General features: G+C 36.4%; 23 protein-coding genes, 1 tRNA gene and 1 pseudogene. 20 read left to right on the forward strand and 5 right to left on the reverse strand.

Annotation, left to right across the window (positions count from 1 at the left end; all coding sequences use genetic code 11):
* Positions 1 to 2 precede the first annotated feature (2 nt).
* From A3854_RS07780 to A3854_RS07835, 13 genes are all read left to right on the forward strand, one after another.
* Positions 3 to 1,322: an amidohydrolase gene (locus A3854_RS07780; RefSeq protein WP_084042005.1), complete on the forward strand. Its 1,320-nt coding sequence runs from the start codon at positions 3 to 5 to the stop codon at positions 1,320 to 1,322.
* Positions 1,319 to 2,017, forward strand: coding sequence for a dipeptidase PepE (pepE, locus tag A3854_RS07785; protein WP_084042006.1), 699 nt, complete (start codon positions 1,319 to 1,321; stop codon positions 2,015 to 2,017). The genes A3854_RS07780 and pepE overlap by 4 nt, the downstream gene beginning before the upstream one ends.
* Before the next feature lie 14 nt (positions 2,018 to 2,031).
* A complete protein-coding gene (gene dcuC / locus A3854_RS07790) occupies positions 2,032 to 3,342 on the forward strand; it encodes a C4-dicarboxylate transporter DcuC (protein WP_084042007.1) in 1,311 nt (436 codons plus the stop codon).
* Between the two features lie 11 nt (positions 3,343 to 3,353).
* A complete protein-coding gene (gene pepT / locus A3854_RS07795; protein WP_084042008.1) occupies positions 3,354 to 4,577 on the forward strand; it encodes a peptidase T in 1,224 nt (407 codons plus the stop codon).
* 59 nt (positions 4,578 to 4,636) lie between these two features.
* Complete coding sequence (locus A3854_RS07800) at positions 4,637 to 5,626, forward strand: argininosuccinate synthase domain-containing protein (RefSeq protein ID WP_084042009.1); 990 nt, start codon at positions 4,637 to 4,639, stop codon at positions 5,624 to 5,626.
* Positions 5,627 to 5,731: 105 nt separating this feature from the next.
* A tRNA-Met gene (locus A3854_RS07805) sits at positions 5,732 to 5,808 on the forward strand.
* A 266-nt stretch (positions 5,809 to 6,074) separates the two neighbouring features.
* Positions 6,075 to 7,157: a Cj0814 family flagellar-dependent secreted protein gene (locus tag A3854_RS07810; RefSeq protein ID WP_084042010.1), complete on the forward strand. Its 1,083-nt coding sequence runs from the start codon at positions 6,075 to 6,077 to the stop codon at positions 7,155 to 7,157.
* 173 nt (positions 7,158 to 7,330) lie between these two features.
* Positions 7,331 to 7,879, forward strand: a complete 549-nt coding sequence (locus A3854_RS09855) for a hypothetical protein (protein WP_257639897.1) — start codon at positions 7,331 to 7,333, stop codon at positions 7,877 to 7,879.
* A 22-nt stretch (positions 7,880 to 7,901) separates the two neighbouring features.
* Positions 7,902 to 9,086 (forward strand): response regulator, encoded by a 1,185-nt coding sequence (locus A3854_RS07815; protein ID WP_257639898.1) that lies wholly within the window; start codon positions 7,902 to 7,904, stop codon positions 9,084 to 9,086.
* A gap of 96 nt (positions 9,087 to 9,182) precedes the next feature.
* Positions 9,183 to 10,364 carry a Cj0814 family flagellar-dependent secreted protein gene (locus tag A3854_RS07820; RefSeq protein ID WP_084042011.1) on the forward strand — a complete coding sequence of 394 codons (1,182 nt, stop codon included), beginning with the start codon at positions 9,183 to 9,185 and terminating at the stop codon, positions 10,362 to 10,364.
* Positions 10,365 to 10,375: 11 nt separating this feature from the next.
* The gene (locus A3854_RS07825) at positions 10,376 to 11,164 is read left to right on the forward strand and encodes a cell surface protein (protein ID WP_084042012.1); all 789 of its coding nucleotides are present in this window, start codon (positions 10,376 to 10,378) and stop codon (positions 11,162 to 11,164) included.
* 16 nt (positions 11,165 to 11,180) lie between these two features.
* Positions 11,181 to 12,347 (forward strand): Cj0814 family flagellar-dependent secreted protein, encoded by a 1,167-nt coding sequence (locus A3854_RS07830; RefSeq protein WP_009295476.1) that lies wholly within the window; start codon positions 11,181 to 11,183, stop codon positions 12,345 to 12,347.
* A 13-nt stretch (positions 12,348 to 12,360) separates the two neighbouring features.
* Positions 12,361 to 13,173, forward strand: a complete 813-nt coding sequence (locus A3854_RS07835) for a cell surface protein (RefSeq protein ID WP_084042013.1) — start codon at positions 12,361 to 12,363, stop codon at positions 13,171 to 13,173.
* A 61-nt stretch (positions 13,174 to 13,234) separates the two neighbouring features.
* Here A3854_RS07835 and A3854_RS07840 read toward each other — a convergent pair whose 3' ends face one another.
* From A3854_RS07840 to A3854_RS07845, 4 genes are all read right to left on the reverse strand, one after another.
* Positions 13,235 to 13,462 (reverse strand): hypothetical protein, encoded by a 228-nt coding sequence (locus tag A3854_RS07840; RefSeq protein WP_257639899.1) that lies wholly within the window; start codon positions 13,460 to 13,462, stop codon positions 13,235 to 13,237.
* Positions 13,462 to 13,869 carry a hypothetical protein gene (locus A3854_RS09860; protein WP_257639900.1) on the reverse strand — a complete coding sequence of 136 codons (408 nt, stop codon included), beginning with the start codon at positions 13,867 to 13,869 and terminating at the stop codon, positions 13,462 to 13,464. The genes A3854_RS07840 and A3854_RS09860 overlap by 1 nt, the downstream gene beginning before the upstream one ends.
* A 163-nt stretch (positions 13,870 to 14,032) precedes the next feature.
* Positions 14,033 to 14,176 (reverse strand): hypothetical protein, encoded by a 144-nt coding sequence (locus A3854_RS09865; protein ID WP_257639901.1) that lies wholly within the window; start codon positions 14,174 to 14,176, stop codon positions 14,033 to 14,035.
* On the reverse strand, positions 14,151 to 14,903 hold the full coding sequence (locus A3854_RS07845; RefSeq protein ID WP_257639902.1) for a Cj0814 family flagellar-dependent secreted protein: 753 nt from the start codon (positions 14,901 to 14,903) through the stop codon (positions 14,151 to 14,153). The genes A3854_RS09865 and A3854_RS07845 overlap by 26 nt, the downstream gene beginning before the upstream one ends.
* 188 nt (positions 14,904 to 15,091) lie before the next feature.
* On the opposite strand from A3854_RS07845, the gene A3854_RS10060 reads away from it, so the two are divergent.
* From A3854_RS10060 to A3854_RS10075, 4 genes are read left to right on the forward strand one after another with little or no spacing between them, the layout of a single operon-like run.
* On the forward strand, positions 15,092 to 16,075 hold the full coding sequence (locus A3854_RS10060; protein ID WP_021086466.1) for a recombinase family protein: 984 nt from the start codon (positions 15,092 to 15,094) through the stop codon (positions 16,073 to 16,075).
* Position 16,076: 1 nt separating this feature from the next.
* The gene (locus A3854_RS10065; RefSeq protein ID WP_429807978.1) at positions 16,077 to 16,277 is read left to right on the forward strand and encodes a recombinase zinc beta ribbon domain-containing protein; all 201 of its coding nucleotides are present in this window, start codon (positions 16,077 to 16,079) and stop codon (positions 16,275 to 16,277) included.
* Positions 16,278 to 16,283: 6 nt separating this feature from the next.
* Positions 16,284 to 16,679: a DUF4368 domain-containing protein gene (locus tag A3854_RS10070; protein WP_009295471.1), complete on the forward strand. Its 396-nt coding sequence runs from the start codon at positions 16,284 to 16,286 to the stop codon at positions 16,677 to 16,679.
* Positions 16,621 to 16,935, forward strand: coding sequence for a hypothetical protein (locus A3854_RS10075; RefSeq protein ID WP_009295470.1), 315 nt, complete (start codon positions 16,621 to 16,623; stop codon positions 16,933 to 16,935). The genes A3854_RS10070 and A3854_RS10075 overlap by 59 nt, the downstream gene beginning before the upstream one ends.
* Before the next feature lie 2 nt (positions 16,936 to 16,937).
* Here the strand turns inward: A3854_RS10075 and dcm are convergent, their stop codons facing one another.
* Complete coding sequence (dcm, locus tag A3854_RS07860; protein WP_009295469.1) at positions 16,938 to 18,119, reverse strand: DNA (cytosine-5-)-methyltransferase; 1,182 nt, start codon at positions 18,117 to 18,119, stop codon at positions 16,938 to 16,940.
* Between the two features lie 128 nt (positions 18,120 to 18,247).
* Here dcm and A3854_RS07865 point away from each other — a divergent pair, with 128 nt between their 5' ends.
* From A3854_RS07865 to A3854_RS07880, 3 genes and pseudogenes are all read left to right on the forward strand, one after another.
* Positions 18,248 to 19,165, forward strand: a complete 918-nt coding sequence (locus A3854_RS07865; protein WP_009295468.1) for a type II restriction endonuclease — start codon at positions 18,248 to 18,250, stop codon at positions 19,163 to 19,165.
* A 77-nt stretch (positions 19,166 to 19,242) separates the two neighbouring features.
* Positions 19,243 to 19,596, forward strand: a complete 354-nt coding sequence (locus A3854_RS07870; RefSeq protein WP_009295467.1) for a cupin domain-containing protein — start codon at positions 19,243 to 19,245, stop codon at positions 19,594 to 19,596.
* Positions 19,597 to 20,097: 501 nt separating this feature from the next.
* Positions 20,098 to 20,286: pseudogene (locus A3854_RS07880) on the forward strand (DUF3847 domain-containing protein); the annotation flags it as partial.
* Positions 20,287 to 20,338 lie beyond the last annotated feature (52 nt).

Here is a 20,338-nt window from a genome sequence, read left to right on the forward strand (position 1 = left end):
CTATGGATAAGATAGCAAATTTGGCTCTTTCTTTAAAAGATGAGCTGATCAAGGATCGCAGGTATTTTCATTCACATCCAGAGACTGGCTGGTTTACGTTTTTTACAACCGCCGTACTAGCAAAGAGGCTTAGTGATCTAGGATATGAAATAAGCCTTGGTGAGAAGGTCGTTAAAGCCGATGCAAGGCTTGGCCTTGGCTCAAAAGAGCAGTGCGAAAAAGCAATAGAAAGAGCCAAAAAGCTCCTAAGCCCTGAAGAGGCAAAATATCTTCCTTATATGAAAGATGGACTAACAGGCCTAACTGCCTTTATAGATACGAAAAGGCCTGGTAAATTTACAGCATTTAGATTTGACATTGATAGTGTTGATGTGACAGAGAGCGACGAGCCTACTCACAGACCTTATAAAGAGGGTTTTGGCGCAGATATCGCTGGTATCACGCATGCTTGTGGGCATGATGGTCATATATCTATAGGCCTTGGTGTGGCAAAACTTATAGCTGAAAATTTAGATGATCTAAATGGTAAGTTTAAATTTATCTTCCAAACGGCAGAAGAGGGCACAAGAGGTGCTGTGGCTATGGAAGCTGCTGGTGTGCTTGATGGTGTAGAGTACCTACTGGGCGGTCATATCGGCTTTCAAGCAAAAACCAATAGAGGCATCATCTGCGGGACAAATAAGCTACTTGCAACTTCAAAATTTGACGTACATATCACCGGCCGTTCAGCTCACGCAGCAGGAGCACCACAAGATGGTGCAAATGCCCTTTTAGCCGCATCTCAAATGGCACTAAGCATGCATGGTATCACAAGACATGCAAAGGGTGTGACTAGGATAAACGTAGGCGTTTTAAGAGCAGGTGAGGGCAGAAACGTCATCGCACCAAATGGCTATCTAGCTTGCGAAACAAGAGGTGAAGATACAAATTTAAATGATTTCATGTATGAAAAATGCATGGATATAGTTAAAGGTGTGAGCGAAATTTATGGCGTAGAGAGCAAAGTCGTAAAAACTGGCGGCACAAACGGAGCCGATAGCGACAAAGAAGTAACTGAAATTTTCTATGAAGCTGCAAAGCAAAGTCCTTTTATAGATGATGATAAGATCGTAAAAGAGCTTGATTTTGGTGCTTGCGAGGACTTCGCTCATTTTATGAGAGCTTTGCAAGATAGGGGCGCAAAGAGTGGCTATATGATGATAGGAACAAATTTAAAAGCAGGCCATCACAACTGCAAATTTGACTTTGATGAGGAGTGCTTGGTAGCTGGAGTTGATGTCTATCTAAGATCTGCTTACAAATTAAATGGAGTAAAAAAATGAAAAATGCTTTACTAATCAGTGCTTCAAGCTATCAAGATACTGGCTATTTAAGGCACTGCAAAAACTGGATTAAGGAATTTTTAGGTGAATGCGGCAAGGAAGAAATTTTATTTATCCCTTACGCTGGAGTTAGGCGAACAAATGATGAGTACGAGCAAAAAGTAATTGATAGATTAAAAAATAGCAATATAAAATCAATCCACCACTACGAGGATAAAATTTCAGCTATCAAAAATGCTAGCAGTATCGCAGTTGGTGGCGGCAATACCTTTATGCTGCTTTACATGCTTTATAAGCTAAATTTGATAGAGCCTATAAAAGAAGCTGTGGCAAATGGCGCAAAATATTTTGGCTGGTCAGCTGGTGCAAATATCGCCGGTAAGACGATGATGACAACAAATGATATGCCTATCATCATGCCAAAGTCATTTGATAGTCTAAATATCTTCCCTCATCAAATAAACCCGCACTTCATAAGTGGCAAGCTAGCAGGCCATAACGGCGAGAGCAGGGAGGAGAGGCTGGAGGAATTTTTAATAGCTAATCCAAAAGAGACCATTTACGCACTGCCTGAGGGTACGGCTTTGCTCATAGAGAATAGCGAGGCCCAGGTCATAGGACATAGTGAAATTTTAAAATTTGAGTATCAAAAAGAGATAGAAAAAATAGAAGTTGGAACTAAATTTAAAATCTAAACAAGGAGAGAGGTATGGAAACATTTAAGCTAATTGCTGCCATTCTTGGCATCGCGGCTGTTGTGGCACTTCTTGTCTTAAAAAAAGAGACAAGAACGGTGCTAATAGGTGTTGGTTTGGTGCTTTGTATAATCGCACTAAAACCGATGGGGGCACTAAGTGCTTTTACTGACTATATGACTAAAGCAGGGCTTATAAAAGCTATATGTGCTAGTATGGGTTTTGCATTTGTTATGAAATATACAATGTGTGATAAGCACCTTGTCGCACTTCTTACAAAGCCACTTAAAAATGTGGGCTTTATACTAATCCCAGCAACAACCGTGCTAACTTATTTTATAAATATCGCTATCCCTTCAGCTGCAGGATGCTCCGCTGCTGTTGGTGCGACACTTATACCGCTTCTAATGGCTTCAGGCATCCGCCCAGCTATGGCTGGTGCTGCTGTTTTTGCAGGGACATTTGGTGGAGTTTTAAGCCCAGGATCGGCTCACAACGTCTATGTAGCTGATCTTGTTAAAAAAACGGTTGAGGGCTACACAGTTCAAGATGTCATAAAAGTACAAATTCCAAGTGCATTTACTGCTCTTGTTATCGTAGTGATCGCATTAGTTATTGTTGCGATACTGCTTAAAGACTATCAAAAAAATACAAATTTCACTCTTGAAAGTAGTGCCACTAGCGAAGAGAAGCCGCTATTTAAAGTAAATTTCATCTACGCTATTATGCCTCTAGTCCCACTTGTTATCTTGGTTATTGGCGGAACAAGCCTAGCAAAAGACTACAGCTTTTTAGCATGGACAAAGATGGGCGTTGCTGAAGCGATGATACTTGGTGCTGTCATAGCTATCTTTGCTACGCTTACAAACCCACAAAAGATCACAAAAGAGTTCTTTAACGGTATGGGTCACGCTTACGCTGATGTTATGGGTATCATCATCGCAGCTGGTGTTTTTGTTGCTGGTTTAAAGGCATGTGGAGCCGTTGATGTGGTCATTGCATGGCTCAAAACAGATCAAAGTTACGTTAAATTTGGCGGAACATTTGTGCCATTTATCATGGGTATAGTTACAGGTTCAGGTGACGCCGCTACATTTGCATTTAACGAAGCTGTCACAACAAACGCCGCTGCACTTGGCTTTGAACAAGATAAGCTTGGTATGGCAGCAGCTATTGCTGGTGCTTTAGGTAGATCAGCTTCCCCGATTGCTGGTGCTGCTATCGTTTGTGCAGGCATTGCTATGGTTAGTCCAGTTGAAATCGCTAAAAGAACATTTTTAGGTATGTTTATCTCTGTTGTAGCGATTGCATTTTTTGTCATCTAAAAGGATGAAAAATGGATATCGTAGAGAGATTTTTAAACTACACAAAGTTTAACACCACAACAAATAAAGAGAATGGGTTAAAAGGTGTCATGCCTTCTAACCCAACCGAGTATGAGCTGGCTAAGTTTTTAAAAGAAGAGCTTAGCTCGCTAGGCATAAAAGATATCATTTTGCAAGACAATGCTATCTTGATAGCAAAAATTCCTGCAAACTGCGAAAATGCTCCAAGCATCGCCTTTTTTGGGCACTTAGATACAAGTAGTGAGCAAAAAAATGATACCAAAGCCAAGATAGTAAAATACACAGGTGGCGATATCTGCCTACACGAAGAGCGGGGAATTTATCTAAAATTTAGCGACAACCCAGAGCTTAAAAAATACGTTGGCGACGACATAGTCGTGACTGACGGCACTAGCTTGCTTGGGGCTGATGATAAGGCGGCAATCGCTAGTATCGTAAATATGGCTAGCTATTTTATGCAAAATCCTAATGAAAAGCACGGTAAAATAGTGATCTGCTTCGTGCCAGATGAGGAGCAGGGCTTGCTTGGTGCAAAAGCACTTGATGTAAAATTGCTGGGAGCTGATTTTGGCTACTGCCTAGACTGCTGCGAGATAGGCGAACTAATATATGAAAACTGGAACGCGGCTGATTGCACGATGGTCTTTAAAGGCGTTTCGGCTCACCCGATGAACGCAAAGGGCAAGCTTGTAAATTCGCTACTTCTTGCGCATAAATTTATCTCGCTTTTGCCAGGTGGCGAAGTGCCAGAGTGTACCGAGGGCAAAGAAGGCTATTTTTGGGTAAAAGAGCTTAGTGGAAACAGCGCAAAAACAACTCTTAAGATCGATATAAGAGAATTTGACGAGGGGAAATTTCAAAAAAGGCTTGAGTTTTTAAGCGATATGGCAAATTCTTTTAATAAAATTTATGGAGATCGTTGCGAGATCGCGCTAAAAACACGCTATGAAAACGTCTTTAAGTTCTTAAAAGATGAAAACTCACTGCCTATAAAACTAGCAAAAGATGCCTTTAGTGAGCTAAATATCACGCCAAATATAAAGCCGATGCGAGGCGGATATGACGGCGCTGTGATATCTGCAAAAGGTGTGCCAACACTAAATTTATTCACAGGGGCAAATAACTTTCACTCCGTCTTCGAGTATTTGCCAGTTAGCAGTCTAAAAGCCGCGAGCGAAGTCATCAAAAAAATCGTAATTAACGCTGCTAAATAAACTTCATAAAAGCCTAGATTTAGTAAATTTAGGCTTTAAATTTTACTTTCAGGACAAAAATGAAGGCTTTAGCTTTGTTTAGCGGAGGGCTTGATAGCATGCTCTCAATGAAATTAATAAGCAATCAAAACATCGAAGTGGTCGCACTTTATATGGATACCGGATTTGGCGTAGATGAAGAAAAACATGAAATTTTAAGACGCCGTGCAGCTTTGGCTGGAGCTAGCTTAAAAGTGGTTGATATGAGGAATGAGTATCTTCGTGATGTGCTTTTTAACCCAAAATACGGCTACGGCAAGCAGTTTAACCCTTGTATTGATTGTCACGGATATATGTTTAAAACCGCTCTTAATATGCTAAAAAGTGAAAATGCAAATTTCATCATCACAGGCGAAGTTTTGGGTCAAAGGCCGATGAGTCAGCGAAGAGACGCACTCTTTCAGGTTAAGCGTCTAGCTGATGATGAGGATGATCTAGTGCTTCGTCCGATGTGTGCTAAGCTTTTGCCACCAACTAAGCCAGAGCGCGAGGGCTGGGTCGATAGAGAGAAGCTGCTTGATATAAGCGGACGCGATAGAAAGCCGCAGCTTGCTTTGGCAAAGGAATTTGGCTTTGAGGACTTTGCAACGCCTGGAGGTGGATGTTTGCTAACGATCGAGAGTTTTGCTGTGAAGATAAAGGATTATCTAAATTTTGATAAAGAGATGCGAGATATCGATGTCGTGTGGCTAAAGCTTGGTAGGCATCTGCGCTTACCAGATGGTGCAAAAATGATAATAGGCCGTGACGAGAGCGATAATAACGCTCTTTTAGCGCATCCAAATGATAAATTTGAACAAGTAAAATTTAAAGAGAGTGATGACATCGTAGGAGCCGTTAGCTTCATAAGCAAAAACGCTAGTAAAGCTGACAAAGAGCTAGCTGCAAGGCTTGCATTAGCTTATACAAAAGCAAGCAGAGAAAATAAATTTGAAGTTAGCATCGATAGCGAGAAATTTAGTATCATACCTGAGGATAAATCTCTAGCTCAAAATTATTTTGTAAAATAGACGTTTTGTCGATTCTTGGTGCTTTTACTTTGTGTTTGTAGATAAAGATGGTTTTTATCTACAAATAAGTTTAAAAATTATATAATCCGAAACTTATTTTAAAGTGTCACGGTAGCTCAGCTGGTTAGAGCGCTGGTCTCATAAGCCGGAGGTCGGGAGTTCAAGTCTCCCCCGTGACACCATAGATGTCCTACTTATCGATACTTTAACTGCCCTTTTTGCAGTTTCCCTTTCTTTAAAATTTCCTAAAAGTATGGTACAGTTTTTATAAAAAGCGGTACATTTTTTCAGGATTGATTTATTTTACAAGATGCTTTCTATAAATTTGCTTTTATTTTTGCCCATAGGTAAAATTTTATTTCAAAGCGAGCAAACATAAATTTATCTCGCTTAAATTTTTCGGCACAACTTTTGCTTACTCTTTGAAGTAAATTTCAAGGAGTAAGCTATGAAAGTCTCTTATAACTCCATCTTAACAAAACAGCACTACCAAAAACAGACAAAAAGCGAAGGCTTTGCAAATTTCTTGCCTAACACTCCAAATATAAATTCGATCAGCCAAGTCACTATTCCTAAAAATGACTTTGTTTCATCTAGCGCTATCGACTCTATTTATCAGGCTAAATTTACTTCACAAGAGGGCTATGGGTATAGTGTAGATGCTAAAGGATTTATGGGAGCTGACTTTAACAAGGCTGCAGGCTTACCACAGGACTTTAAAATCCACAAAAGCACGCTTGATGCGATAGTTCTACACAATCAAAAACACCCAAACTTTACAAATTTTTCAATGAATACAAAAAAAGATAATGTGCTATTTGGAGAGGATAGTTTTGCAAATATCGATCTAGCAGACACTATAAAGCAATACTATAAAATTTTTGATCAAATTTCAGCTGGAGTTATTAGCAAGGGTAAAGAATTTTACTCAAATGAAGATCTAGCAAAGATGCCAAAGGGTTACTTTTCAAAAGATAAAAAAATAGATTATTCCGAATATCTAATGGGTAGGATGACAAGTGACGAGATAGATGGGCTAACTGATAGGAGTAATGAGAAGGTAACTCATATCTTTAGAACAACTCAAGACGTAGAAAATGCACGCAAGCTAATAAATGATCTAAGTGATATAAATGTAGAAGTCAATGGAAATTTCCTTGACTTCTCTCCAGAAGTGATGACGACTGAGCATACTATCCCTTATATGTGGGTTAGCAGTGCTGGATATGACTTCAAGCCTGATATGTCTGTGTATGATAACGAACAAGGCTATACAAAGGAGCAAATCTTTGTGGCATTTTTAAAAAACGAGCAAGGTCTTGTGCTACAAGGTGGCACAACAAGGATAACTGATGAGGCTCGCAATGTATATAGAGACAAACTCATACTTACAAAACAAGATAGAAGCGAGATAGGCATACCAAAGGCTTATTATGATGAGATACTATCTGGTAAGAAAGATCTAAAAGATATACTAGCTAGGATTTTAAAGCTTAGAAATTTAGAGCTTAAAAAGGATCACACGCTCTAGGGGCTAGCAAGTAAGATAATGGACGTTTTAAAAGAATTTGATGAGAGGACGAAGGTAGGAGAGCTATAAAATATATAACATAGTAGGCATTCGCTCTAAGCCCTTTTGGCTACCATACTACTAAACATTTTTTATATTTGCCGATATAAGCTATATATTTAAAAAGATTTAAAATGATGGTAACACCAAATTTAGAGCCCATAAATATAAATCTACCCAAAGATATGATCTATTCAAGGGTCCTTCTTGGTGTAGATAGAGTGCAAACTTTAGACAACATAAATTTAAAGTCTGAGCTTAAAGACATCGCTACTAAGCTCATCTCAAATAGCACCTACTCTATCATCCAAAGTGCAGGCACCAGTGGCGTGAAGTCAGAGTATGCTAAAGCAGACAACGGAACAAACGATGCTTTTTCTTACGTGGATATCCAGCGGAGAAACTGGGACAAAAAGGACTTTGAAAACAAATATCTCTTTGGCGAAGATGCCTCAGCACTAAGGAAAGTGGATCAAACTAGCACCTATTTTTCATCTATAAATTCAAAAACTCCCATTAAGCCCATTGCGGCAGCAGATACTAAATTTACAAATTTAAATGACTACGCCTATGAAAAAACGATAAAAACTTCACTGGGTGATGTAGAGGTCTTTTTGGATCTTTATGACGATAATGACAAACTAGGCATAAGGCAAGCTAGATGCAAATGGATTTTTATTTAACTTTGATAGCAATAAGGACGGAGTGATAAATTCTGGTGATAAATACTTTGATAAGCTAAAGGTTAGAGGCTACGATAAAGACGGAAACGAGAAAATTTTCAAACTAAGCGAAGTTGTAAGCGAGATAAACCTTAACGACTTTATTAAAAAGGATATTAGAAATTTAAGCCATGAGGCTATGGACTTTGCTAGCAAGAACACAGTTGATTACAGAGTTAGTTTAAATAACTCAAACCCTTATACTCTATTTTCAGCCGAGTATCGCTACCAAAAGATAGACAAAGAAGAGACTAATAAATTTTTCAAAGACCATGCAGACAAAGACGGCTGGGTAGATCTTAGGGATAATAAGATATTTAACGAAGAGAGCGGCTTAAATAACTTTGCCTATGAGAAAGTTGGCTTTGACGGCAAGAAAAAGCTTAGCGAGTTTAACCCTATCATAAAGCCTTCTGGGCCTAAACAAGATGAGAGCTTTTCATACGCAGGCTATCAAAAAGATAGCTTTATGAAATTTTATAACGACTACCAAAAAGAGTCTAGCGCTCACAGCAAAGACGTAGAGTGGATAAGCAAAAATTTAAAAGAAAATGATGTAGAGGATGCAGATGATCTCATCTCAAAGCTAAAAGCCACAAAGTCATCTTATATGATCGCTATGGAGAGTGAGTTTGAAAAAGCAACTGGGCTTGAGTTTAGCCTAGAAAATTTAGAAAGAGTAAAGCATGCTTTTGAGAGTGATACGAGCAAGGCAGCAGCTGCACTAAAAGACACAGACAGCGTAATAGCTATGAAGCTAAATAAAAATGGCACGATCACACTTAAATTTGACAGCGGAAGAGAGCTAGAGGTAAAAGAAATTTATAGCGACACTGGCAAGCTAATCAGCAAAGATGACAAGGATAGCAAAAGAGCAAGTATAAATTTAGATGCTAAGAGCATGAATGATGTAGAGCTAAATAGACTTGACTTTAAAGATATAGGCATAAAGCAAGATGATAAGATATCTAGTCTAAAAGAGCTTGGAGCAAAGCTCGTTAAAAACCTCTCTGATAAATTTACAAGCAAATTCCTGATCGGACTTGAAAACGGCAAAAGCATCACCACTAAAGAAATTTACAACATCACCTACCTTGAAAACGACCTCAAATTTAAGGAACTATCTAACAAAGATAGGCTTTATAAAAAAGTAGATACGAGAGTTTAGGAGTAAATTTATGCAGACTAGAAATCCCTGGCGAAATAAATCTTTTTATAAAAAAGACGATATCTTTGGTATGAGTTAAAGCTAAAAGGATATTAGATGATAAACGCACTTGGTAGCTACCCCTTAAATTTAGAGCAGAACATAAAGGTATCAACCAAAGTTGCCACCAAACAAACCAGCTCAGAGGTTTTAGGCTACAAGGTAGATAAGGATGGCTACTTTACAGATGAGTTTAATAAACAAGCTGGCATCCCAAGTGAATATAAAATTCACTCAAGCACGCTGGAGTCTTTAGTCAGGATAGAGACGCAGCCTGACTATATGCAAAGGGTTTTTGATAGCATCGACATACTAAAAACTGTAAATAATGCCTACAAAGTTCTCTCCCAAGTAGTTGGCGAAGACACTCTAAATTCAAAAGATAGCTTTAGCTTAGATGAGATAAGAAATTTCCCTCAAGGCTTTGAGTATAACCGCCAAAGTATGCAAGTAACCAAGATCCATAACTCCATTCATGAATTTGGCTCGGCTGCGGCTGATTTTAACGGTAAAGAGTCAAACAAGCAGATGATAAGCACGCTCTTTTTCAACCCAAGCTTTAGCGGTGGAGATGGCAGGCAGCCATTAAAGCCAACAACAGATATCTTTAACAACAACAATGGTGGCAAAGAAAATACGGTCATTGGTGTATTTATGGATCCGCATGGAGAGAAATACACTAATAAAGATGGTTCAATAACCAAAGGCGGACTTATAGCAGCCGTTATAAACAACAACCTTGATGTAAGAGAGGGCGAGACAACAGTACAAGGCAAAAGAGAAGGCTATGACAAGAGCATAGATAGTAAAGAATTTAATAGAGCTTTTGAGCTGTTCGAGCTTATGGGTGAGATGAAATTTGGACCTGGCTTTATAAATGCTACTGATAATGACATAGCTGGCATGCCTAAATATATGCAAGATCACATTAGATCTAAAAGAGACTTTATCTATATCGACTTACAAAGTGGCTTTGTCAGCACTCCTGAAGATAGACGTAGGGGATATGAAGAAGACGAACTATCATTTAAAAAGATGATGGAGCGTAATCTAAAAATGCTAAAGCTACTCTTTGGTGAGATAGATAAAGACGGCAAAAAGAGCAAAGACTTTATGGATAGCTTTTTGAAATTTAGTATGCCACCTTTAAATTTAGTAAAAGAGCTAAATGAAAACCCAGCTGGAAAATACCTAGTAGATATGCTTGGTATAAAAAAAGATGTTGATATAAAGGCATAAGGGGAGTTAAAATGATAACTAGCATAAACGGACTTGGCAATACACCGATACAAGATAACACTATCCAAAAAGAAAATGCAAAAATGTCAAAGGAGCAAGAAAAGGCTCTAATAGATAAACTAATGCACAAACCACTTGCAGAAGTATTGCCAAAATTTATTGATATAGATGAAAGTAAAGAGGGCTGGATAACGGATGCTATAAACAAGATAGATACTATGCTTTCTAAGAAATATGATTTTACTATCGAGCAAAGACGTGCGTTGATAGCAAAATATCCAGAAAACATGGAAGAGCTTGAGATTAGTGTCTTACAAGGGCACATGGATTGGCTACTTACCTACTCAGTGGATGGCAAACCAACAATATCTGGAAAGATGGTTGGTCTTGGCACAAAAGAAGAAGAAACAGAGTTAGAGAATTTTATGCGATCACTACCTGATGATGCGATGTCAAGTAAAAAAGGCTCTGCTCTACTTAGCCGAGCTGATCTAAGCATAGAAGAGTTTAAGAAGCTTTATAGAGAAGATGTAGAAAAAACTACAAAAGAGCATAAAGAATTTCTAGCTAAACTACACAAAGAAGAACAAGAATACAATGCAAATTTTGCCAAAGAGCAAAGTGAGAAGAAATTTAAACCTATGCAGATTAAGAAGAAGTATGAGACCTATGATATAAACAAGGATCAGAAATTTCTCTATGCAAGAGAGCTTTTAAAATTTAAAGAAAAAAGAGGCATAGACGTCTTAGAGCTTATGCAAAAGATAGATAAGAAGCAAATTTTAAATAAGATGGCTTAAATTTAAAGGATATTAGATGATAAACGCACTTGGTAGCTACCCCTTAAATTTAGAGCAGAACATAAAGGTATCAACCAAAGTTGCCACCAAACAAACCAGCTCAGAGGTTTTAGGCTACAAGGTAGATAAGGATGGCTACTTTACAGATGAGTTTAATAAACAAGCTGGCATCCCAAGTGAATATAAAATTCACTCAAGCACGCTGGAGTCTTTAGTCAATGTTGCAGAGGGGACATCATTTTTTAGTCGCACCTTTAAAAGCATAGATATAGCAAAGACTGCTGGCAATGCCTACAAAATTCTCTGCCAAGTCGTTGGCGAAGACACGCTAAATTCAAAAGATAGCTTTAGCATTGACGAGATAAGAAATTTCCCACAAGGCTTTTCTTATAACCGCCAAAGTATGCAAGTAACTAAGATCCATAACTCCATTTATGACTTTGATGCAGCTGCTTCTAGCTTTAACTACAAAGAGTCAAACAAGCAGATGATAAGCACGCTCTTTTTCAACCCAAGCTTTGATGGCGGAGATGGCATGCAGCCACTAAAGCCAACAACAGATATCTTTAACAACAATAATGGTGGCAAAGAGAGTGTGGGAAGTGGTGTTTTTATCGATCCACACGGCGAAAGATACACAAACAAAGATGGCTCTATAACTAGAGGCGGACTTTTAGCAGCCGTTATAAATAGCAACCTTGACGTCAAAGAAGGTGAAACCACCGTTTTTGGAAAGAAGCAAGGCTTTGATAAGAGCGTAGATAGTAAAGAATTTAGTAGGGCATTTGAGCTATTTGAGCTTATGGGTGAGATGAAATTTGGAGCAAATTTCAACAAAGCAAGCGACTCTGATCTATCTGGTATGCCTGAATATATGCAAGAGTATGTTAAGTATAAAAGAGACCTTGTCTATGTAGATCTAACGACTGGGTTTGTCGGTAAGTATTCAGATGAAGAAGACGAACTCTCATTTAAAAAGATGATGGAGCGCAATCTAAAAATGTTAAAGCTACTCTTTGGTGAGATAGACAAAGACGGCAAAAAGAGCAAAGACTTTATGGATAGCTTTTTAAAATTTAGCATGCCACCTTTAAATTTAGTAAAAGAGCTAAATGAAAACCCAGCTGGAAAATATCTAGTGGATATGCTTGGTATAAAAAGAGACGTTGATATAAAGGCGTAAGGGGGAGCTTAAAATGATAACTAGCATAAACGGACTTAGCAATACACCGATACAAGAAACCACTATCCAAAAAGAAAATACAACAGAAAATATAAACAAAGAAGGTAAGAAAGACAAAAGCGTCAGCGAAGAGAAATTTGATTACTCAAAGTATATGTTTAGACCCTGGACTGATAATGTAAAAGAATTTATTGATATAGACCAAAGTAAAGAGGGCTGGATAACAGATACTATAAATCGAATAGATAATATGCTGTCTGATTACCCCATGAAAGAAAGAAGAGCTTTAGCATCAAAATACCCTCCAGAAACTATGGAAGAATTTAGAGTTGGAGAGTTACAAAGCTATATGGATTGGCTACTTACAAACTCTGTTGATGGCAAGCCAACAATAAATGGCTTTATGATTGGTCTTGGCACAGCAGAAGAGGAGGCAGAACTAGAAGCCTTTGTAAAATCATTTCCAGAAGGCACTATGATGAGTAATGATGGTGCTGCATTGTTTGCTAGAGCTGATCTAAGTATAGAAGAGTTTAAAAAGCTTTATAGAGAAGATGTAGAAAAAACTACAAAAGAGAATAAAGAATTTCTAGCTAAACTACACAAAGAAGAACAAGAATACAATGCAAATTTTGCTAAAGAGCAGGCTGAGAAGAAATTTAAACCTATGCAGGTTAAGAAGAAGTATGAGACCTATGATATAAATAAGGATCAGAAATTTCTCTATGCAAGAGAACTTTTAAAATTTAAAGAAAAAAGAGACATAGACGTCTTAGAGCTTATGCAAAAGATAGATAAGAAGCAAATTTTAAATAAGATGGCTTGATGGATAAAAAATAGCTATCTTATTTATCGTATAAAGTAGTGATTGCTTTAAATTTGACCCTCTATACGGTTTTATCCACTTTTTTATTTGCGACTTTTTCTAAAATTTCAAATATGCTTTCGCCATTATCAAATTCAGTTTTTATAAATTTGTAAAATTCTTTAAATTTTTCATCGGCTTGCATATCATAAGTTTTAAATTTTTTAGTTACTTGCATAGGCTTAAAGGTTTCTTGTTTTTGCGTGTCAGTTTGATTGTCTTGTTCTTCATGATCGCTTTTTTGATCCATTAGTCTATCATCTCACCAATCTCTTGTGGCATACTACTATTTATAACTTTAGAATACCTCTCAATAAATTCATCTACACTTATATTAGACGACTCGAGAAGCTCACGACCCTCATTACTAAAAGACACACCAAATCTTTCTAAAGTTTGACGTATCTTTTGTCCTTCTAGATCATTATCTGATTTTTTGCCCCAAATGGTTTGTTTATCATCATTGTAGGATTTAAAAGCTCCAGTAAAGTTTGTGCTATTGCCCATCACTTTCTTATAATTAACTCTACTTCCTTCAAATAGTGAATCGTTATTTAGATTTGGCGAATAGGTTATATTATTAAGCATTGTTAAGGTCTCACTTTGTTTAGATATTCCAGCATCTCTTTCATAGGTTTTAATGGTATTAATTTGCATTAGAGCATATTACCACCTATCCAGCAGTGCTGTTTTATACACTAACACACATTCAGCTAAAGAATATGAATTCAACCTACTTAGGTTTAATGCTTTTATGGGCTAGAGTATAATCAATAACTAAATCGACCTTTCAACAATTTAGTTTATATATGACTTCTCTCTACACAAAACTCTTGCTAACAGAGCCTATCCTCTCGCTCCAAGAATTTGCTAGAGAATTTATATCCTCGCTAGTTGGCTTAAATTTCTCATATTCGTTTGAAGTGACACTCTCTGCGCTAATGTTCTTTGATCTTGCATACATTATCTTTAAGTCTTTCTTTTATGAGTGCTTTTATGCTCTCGTTGTCCTTGCCCACCTTTTCAAAATCCACAAAATACTCTTTATGCTCTCCAGTGCTTGAGATATCATTTAAGGCAGCACTGCTAAGCTTAGTCTTTGCACTATCACTTGGTAGCGGTCTAGAGCTGCGCAAAAATCCCATAAAAAGAGCCTCTTTGCTGTAACCTTCATCTGCTTGATATACCGACATATCAGGGTTGAAGCTAAACTCATCGCCTGCTTCGCTCATCGTAAAATCAACCTCTTTTACTATGAGCCTAACGCCTGCACTTGAAAGTTCTTTGCTAAGAGATTTAGTGCTATTTAGCTCATCAGTGCTAGAGTAGATGTTTGAGATAGTAGAGTTTGATAGATCTTTTAGTAGGTGTCCTTTGGCATCATAGCGAGTGCCTTTTGTGCTGTAGCCTTTTGGTAGTTTGCCTATATCTGCAAGGGTGTAGCTCTTTTTATCATCGCCTAAAGCAGAGGTCATTTGATCAAATAGTCTGTAGTAGTGCTTTATGGTGTCAGCCATATCGATGTTATCAAAGATCTTTATCTGCTCGTCTTTGCTTTTGATGCGGTTTAGCACATGGTTGCGCTCGGCAAATCTACTAAACTCATCAAGTGTGCTTTTATGGATTTTAAAGTCCTTTGGCAAGCCTGCGGCTTTGTTAAAATCAGCTCCCATAAAACCTGCTTTATCCACTGTGTAGCCATAAGCTTGAAGGTCATTAAAATTTAAAGAGACGAGACTGTTTTGAGAGGGAATAGTATAAGTAAATTTAGCTGGCTCTTGGAGTAATAGAATTAAGGAGAACACTTAATCACTATATTAGTGAAATATGTACTTCTTAATTCTTTTTTATTTAAGAAACTAAGAGAAAGGGGGTAAAAATGAGGAATTATGAAAAGATAACAGCACTCTATGAGAGATTAAGTCGTGATGATGAACTTCAAGGAGAAAGCAATTCTATTGTAAATCAAAAGAAAATCCTTGAAGAATATGCAGGTAAAAATAATTTAAGCAACATCATACATTTTACAAATGATGGAATAAGCGGAACACAGTTTGATAGACCGGGCTTTATGGCAATGATGAACGGAGTTAATCAAGGTAATATAATAGGTTGTATAATCGTAAAAGATATGAGTAGACTTGGCAGAGACTATCTTAAAGTCGGTCAATGTATGGAAATCTTAAGACAAAAGGGAGTTAGGCTCATTGCTATCAATGATAATGTAGATAGCTTTTATAGAGAAGATGATTTTACCCCTTTTAGAAATATTATGAATGAATGGTATACAAGAGATACTTCAAGAAAAATACAATCTACATTCAGGTCAAAGGGGGAAAGCGGAAAGCATACGGCAAGCTCTCCACCTTATGGATATATCAAAGATGAAAAAGACAAAGATAAGTGGATTGTAGATGAAAAAGCAGCGGAGATAGTAAGGAGAATATTCAATCTGACCATGCAAGGCAATGGTCCGTATCGAATAGCAAAGATATTGGAAAGTGAAAAAGTAGATATACCTGCTTACCATCAGCAAAAATTAGGATATGGACTACATCAAAGCAAAGTGTTTGAACATCCTTATCGTTGGTGCAGTTCTACAATTGTAAGTATCTTAAAGAAACAGGAATATTTAGGTCATACTGTAAACTTCAAAACAAGAAAGCATTTCAAGGATAAGAAAAGCAAATATGTATCTGAAGAAAACTGGCTGATATTTGAAAATACCCACGAGGCAATTATAGACCAAGAAACCTTTGATAATGTGCAAAGGATAAGAGGAAATGTAAAAAGGTATCCCGATGGTTGGGGAGAATATCACCCTTTAACTGGGCCTTATGTATTATGCAGATTGTGGCAGTAAAATGTATGTTCATAGAACAAGTAATTACAAAAATATTCCCTACTACACTTGCAGTGCTTACACGAAAGTACCCTGTGGAACGCTTTGTCCATCTACTCACAGGATAAAAGCGGAAGCAGTCTTAAACCTTATACAGGAAACCTTAAAAGACATTAAAAAATATCTTGATGAAGATCACGAAGCCTTTATCCGTTCCATTTAAAATGAAATGGAAGAAAAGGAAAAAGTAGAGATAGAAAAGACAAAAATAAGATTAATGGAAAGTAAAAACAGGCTTCAGGAACTTGAACGATTGATGTGCCGTATTTACGAAGATATGATACTTGAAAAAATACCAAGTAATAGATATGAGATACTTAACAGTCAATATGAAACAGAGCAAATAGCTTTAAGCAAAGAAATTAAAGACTTAGAGTTTGCAATATTAAGATATGAAAAAGAAACAGATAAGGCGAAAAAGTTTATATCTCTAATAAGCCGATATGAAAATTTTGATGAACTTACAACTACAATGATAAATGAGTTTGTAGAAAAGATTATTGTTCATGAAAGGAATAGAAAAAGTAGTCAAACATCAAAGCAAAAAAATAGAGATATATTTTAATTTTATCGGTAACTATGAGCCACCAAAAGAAGAATTGACTGAAGAAGAAGAAAGATTAAAAATTGAGGAAGAAGAGAGAAAAATCAAGGAAAGAAAAGATAGACTTCATCAAAACTACTTAAAGCGTAAAGTAAATGGAAAACAACAGGAATATGAGGAAAGGTATAAGGCAAGGAGAGAACAGAGAAAACAAGAAAAATTAAAGGTTCTGAAAAGGGCAGGTATACAAGTTAATAAGTTAGAAAAAAGAGATTGAAGTTAGTTAATCTCTTTTTTAGTACAGGTATCAAGTATATCAATTATGTTATTTGCAATTGCATGGATAACAGTAACGGCAACAGAATTACCAAACTGTTTGTAACTTTGAGTATCACTTACAGGAATGATATAGTTTTCGGGGAAGCCTTGAAGTCTTGCAGCTTCACGAGGTGTTAGTTTTCGTGGATTTTTTCCTTTTTGCTCAATAAGTATTTCACTCCCGTCTTTATAATATCTTGCAGATAATGTATTTGTATAAGGACTGTTTTCATTGAACAATGTGTAACCAAATCCATTTCCCTTTATTTTATGTTCTTTCTTTCGTCGTTGATGACCTTGCCAAAGTGCATTTGAAATGGTGTATTTAGTATCAACATTTTGCTCTAAAATATTTCCCACAGAAACATCTGGGCAGGGAGGAATTGGAAAAGAAAAATCTTTATAGTTATCTATTTTATCCTTATCAAATCCAACAATGTAAATACGCTCTCTATTTTGTGGAACACCGAAGTCTTTTGCTTTAAGTATAATAGAATGAACATCGTAGTTTAAATCCTTTAATGTTTTTTCTATTGTTTTATAGGTACGACCTTTATCGTGAGATTTTAGGTTTTTGACATTTTCAAGAAGAAATGCCTTAGGTCGTTTCTCTTTAATAATTCTTGCAATTTCAAAAAATAATGTTCCACGAGTATCTTCAAAACCAAGCTTTTTACCGGCTTGACTAAATGCTTGACAAGGAAAACCACCGACAATAATATCATGATTAGGAATATCTTTTTCAGATATTTTTGTAATATCTCCAAAAGGAGTTTCACCAAAATTTGCCTTATATGTTTTTACTGCAAATTTATCAATTTCACTACTGAATACGACATTTGTTTTACCTGTTTGGTAAAATCCAAGCCTTGTACCACCAATTCCGGCAAATAAATCAATGATTTTATAGGGGGCATTTTCATTATTGGGGAAAGGTACTTTTTCAGGAAATGATAAAATATGTTTCAGCTCAATGGACGATGGCTGACTTTCTCCATTTTCCCATCTGCGAATTGTCCTATCTCCGAATTTGGACATACCAACAGCATCAGCTAATTCTTTTTGAGTCATTTGTAATCTGATACGCTTATTTTTTATTAAAATAGCAGGGGAATTATCTATGACTTGTGGTATAATATTCATATATATTATCCTTTTTATATATGTTATTTCAAGTTTATATTTATATATGTTATTTCAAGGACTAACTGTCCTCTATTTGACACTATTGTACCATATAGAAGAAAATTTTTCAAGAAAGGAAAAGAGTTATGGCAAATATTTCTCTTGATGAATATAAAAACTTAGTTAAAGAAAAAAGGAAAGAAGGCTTTAAACAGCCTTATGACTTAGTTTATGATAATTTTATTACATTAGGATACGACAAAGCCCCTAAAGAATTCTTTTTAAGTAATGCAAGTGAAGTTGTTGAAAAACTTAGAAATAGCTGTTGGAGTGAATTTCAGCCATTAGAAAAAGACTTTACTTCAAAAATGCTAAAAGAGTTAGTTGATGATGAGTATATCAAAACTCTTACACCAATAGAGGCAATTACTTGGTTTGTGGAAGAATTTCCGGAACATATATATGCTTTGACTTTGTCAAATACTCAAAGTAGGAGGAGTAGAGCAGGTAAAGAATTTGAAAGTATTATAGAACTCATTTTGATTGGTGCAGGGATTCCACTTGACAGTCAAGGTAATATAGGTAAACAAGAGTTTGTCAATAAAGGTCTTGGTAAATTGGTAGATTTAGTTTCTCCGGGTGTTTTAGAATACATTGTAAATAAGAGAAATACTGTCTTAATTAGTGCAAAAACCACATTAAGAGAAAGATGGCAAGAAGTACCTGAAGAAATGGGAAGAACAGGTGCAAGAGAAATGTTTTTAGCAACTCTTGATACTTCTATTAGCTCTGATGTATTGAACACTCTATATGAGGCTAATATACAAGTTACAACAACAAAAAATATAAAAGAAACATATTATTCCGATAATGAAAGGGTATTAACCTTTGAAAAGTTGGTTGAAATATGTTTAGACAATGTTTCTCATTGGAAAAATTTCAACTACACAGTAGAACAAAATGAGCAAATGATAGAGCTTATCACTAAGCAAATTGAAAAACACCAAAATCATAAATTTGTAGAAGAATATTATGATGAGCGATTAAAAAACATAAAGAAGTAGACAAATTAGAATTTGTCGGTATATCATTAAATCGCATTTTTTCGATTAAACTATGGAATACAAAGGAGCAAATAATCATGAGCGAACAGAGAATCTATTGCATGGACCTTGTAAAAAAAGAGGATCCGGAAAAGGCTGTCAGAACACCGTTTTATCAGACAGAATCTACAGGCGGATCGGTCTGGGTTATCAAACCCGGTCAGACATTGCAAAAGCACTATCACCACAATTCCGACGATATATGGATCGTCCTTCAGGGAGAGGGAATATTCTACCCCCAGCCTAATGAAGAGGTTCCATTCAAGAAAGGCCATGTCATAGTATCGAAGAAAGACTCCTGCCACGGAGCAAAAAATACTGGAGATGAGGATATCATCTTTGTAAGTATAGTAGCACCTGTCCCTTCCGACTATGATCCTATAAACGAGTGACAGGAAAATAAAATTCCCGTTTGACAAAGGATTGTGATTATACTTGAGAAAGAAAAATGTTTATATAACATTGGGATACATAGCTGTATATCTGGTGATATATTGGTGAGAGCAACTTGATTGGTTGGCTATTTACTAATATTTCAACTGGTGAGCATAGTTATTTATATGGTTGGTTGCTCAGTAGTAATCTGTTTTGGTATGCACTTGCGATTTCTGCGCTTCCTTCTCTTTGGGGTAAGTTTAAGTTTTCGGCTGTTACTACGGCGGGATTTATTGTAGGTATTGTAGCAGGCATAATCGTTGAGAAATACAAGAAGTAAGTCAAATTTCAGTTTGTCGAGCTGAATAATACAGATTCAAGACGATAGAAAGTAAAACATCTATCGTCTTTTCTTATGAAAAAAACTTGAAAGGAGATGAAATTTATGGACAATAAAAACAGAATTAGAAAAAGTAAAAGAAAAGATTGAAAGCAAGTAAGAAGAAAAAAAATATGAAAAGAAACTATCTCAGCTTAAAAATCAGGAAAAGAAAATCAGAAAGCAAACGAGCCTTGAAGAAAGAAAAAAGCGAAACCATAGATTGATAGAGCGAGGAGCAATCTTAGAAAGTTTAATTGAGGGAGCAAGCGAGAAAAGTAATGAAGAAATAAAGGCTATTTTGCAAAGAGCATTTCAAAAAGACTAAGAAACGCAAGGACATAGTATAATTGTAATTCCCTTAGATTTTCTAAGGGCGC

The sequence above is a fragment of the Campylobacter concisus genome (assembly GCF_002092845.1).
In the GTDB taxonomy this organism is placed as follows: Bacteria; Campylobacterota; Campylobacteria; order Campylobacterales; family Campylobacteraceae; genus Campylobacter_A; species Campylobacter_A concisus_AQ.

What these genes read in the sequence shown, in the direction of transcription:
- dcuC (WP_084042007.1), top strand. Translation starts at nt 2,032, where the DNA reads ATGGAAACATTTAAGCTAATTGCTGCCATTCTTGGCATCGCGGCTGTT.
- A3854_RS10060 (WP_021086466.1), top strand. Translation starts at nt 15,092, where the DNA reads ATGAGGAATTATGAAAAGATAACAGCACTCTATGAGAGATTAAGTCGT.
- A3854_RS07780 (WP_084042005.1), top strand. Translation starts at nt 3, where the DNA reads ATGGATAAGATAGCAAATTTGGCTCTTTCTTTAAAAGATGAGCTGATC.
- A3854_RS07835 (WP_084042013.1), top strand. Translation starts at nt 12,361, where the DNA reads ATGATAACTAGCATAAACGGACTTAGCAATACACCGATACAAGAAACC.
- A3854_RS07825 (WP_084042012.1), top strand. Translation starts at nt 10,376, where the DNA reads ATGATAACTAGCATAAACGGACTTGGCAATACACCGATACAAGATAAC.
- A3854_RS07820 (WP_084042011.1), top strand. Translation starts at nt 9,183, where the DNA reads ATGATAAACGCACTTGGTAGCTACCCCTTAAATTTAGAGCAGAACATA.
- A3854_RS09855 (WP_257639897.1), top strand. Translation starts at nt 7,331, where the DNA reads ATGATGGTAACACCAAATTTAGAGCCCATAAATATAAATCTACCCAAA.
- pepT (WP_084042008.1), top strand. Translation starts at nt 3,354, where the DNA reads ATGGATATCGTAGAGAGATTTTTAAACTACACAAAGTTTAACACCACA.
- A3854_RS09860 (WP_257639900.1), bottom strand. Translation starts at nt 13,869, where the DNA reads ATGCAAATTAATACCATTAAAACCTATGAAAGAGATGCTGGAATATCT.
- A3854_RS07810 (WP_084042010.1), top strand. Translation starts at nt 6,075, where the DNA reads ATGAAAGTCTCTTATAACTCCATCTTAACAAAACAGCACTACCAAAAA.
- A3854_RS09865 (WP_257639901.1), bottom strand. Translation starts at nt 14,176, where the DNA reads ATGTATGCAAGATCAAAGAACATTAGCGCAGAGAGTGTCACTTCAAAC.
- pepE (WP_084042006.1), top strand. Translation starts at nt 1,319, where the DNA reads ATGAAAAATGCTTTACTAATCAGTGCTTCAAGCTATCAAGATACTGGC.
- A3854_RS10065 (WP_429807978.1), top strand. Translation starts at nt 16,077, where the DNA reads ATGTATGTTCATAGAACAAGTAATTACAAAAATATTCCCTACTACACT.
- A3854_RS07800 (WP_084042009.1), top strand. Translation starts at nt 4,637, where the DNA reads ATGAAGGCTTTAGCTTTGTTTAGCGGAGGGCTTGATAGCATGCTCTCA.
- A3854_RS07830 (WP_009295476.1), top strand. Translation starts at nt 11,181, where the DNA reads ATGATAAACGCACTTGGTAGCTACCCCTTAAATTTAGAGCAGAACATA.
- A3854_RS07865 (WP_009295468.1), top strand. Translation starts at nt 18,248, where the DNA reads ATGGCAAATATTTCTCTTGATGAATATAAAAACTTAGTTAAAGAAAAA.
- A3854_RS10075 (WP_009295470.1), top strand. Translation starts at nt 16,621, where the DNA reads ATGAAAGGAATAGAAAAAGTAGTCAAACATCAAAGCAAAAAAATAGAG.
- A3854_RS07870 (WP_009295467.1), top strand. Translation starts at nt 19,243, where the DNA reads ATGAGCGAACAGAGAATCTATTGCATGGACCTTGTAAAAAAAGAGGAT.
- A3854_RS07840 (WP_257639899.1), bottom strand. Translation starts at nt 13,462, where the DNA reads ATGGATCAAAAAAGCGATCATGAAGAACAAGACAATCAAACTGACACG.
- dcm (WP_009295469.1), bottom strand. Translation starts at nt 18,119, where the DNA reads ATGAATATTATACCACAAGTCATAGATAATTCCCCTGCTATTTTAATA.
- A3854_RS10070 (WP_009295471.1), top strand. Translation starts at nt 16,284, where the DNA reads ATGGAAGAAAAGGAAAAAGTAGAGATAGAAAAGACAAAAATAAGATTA.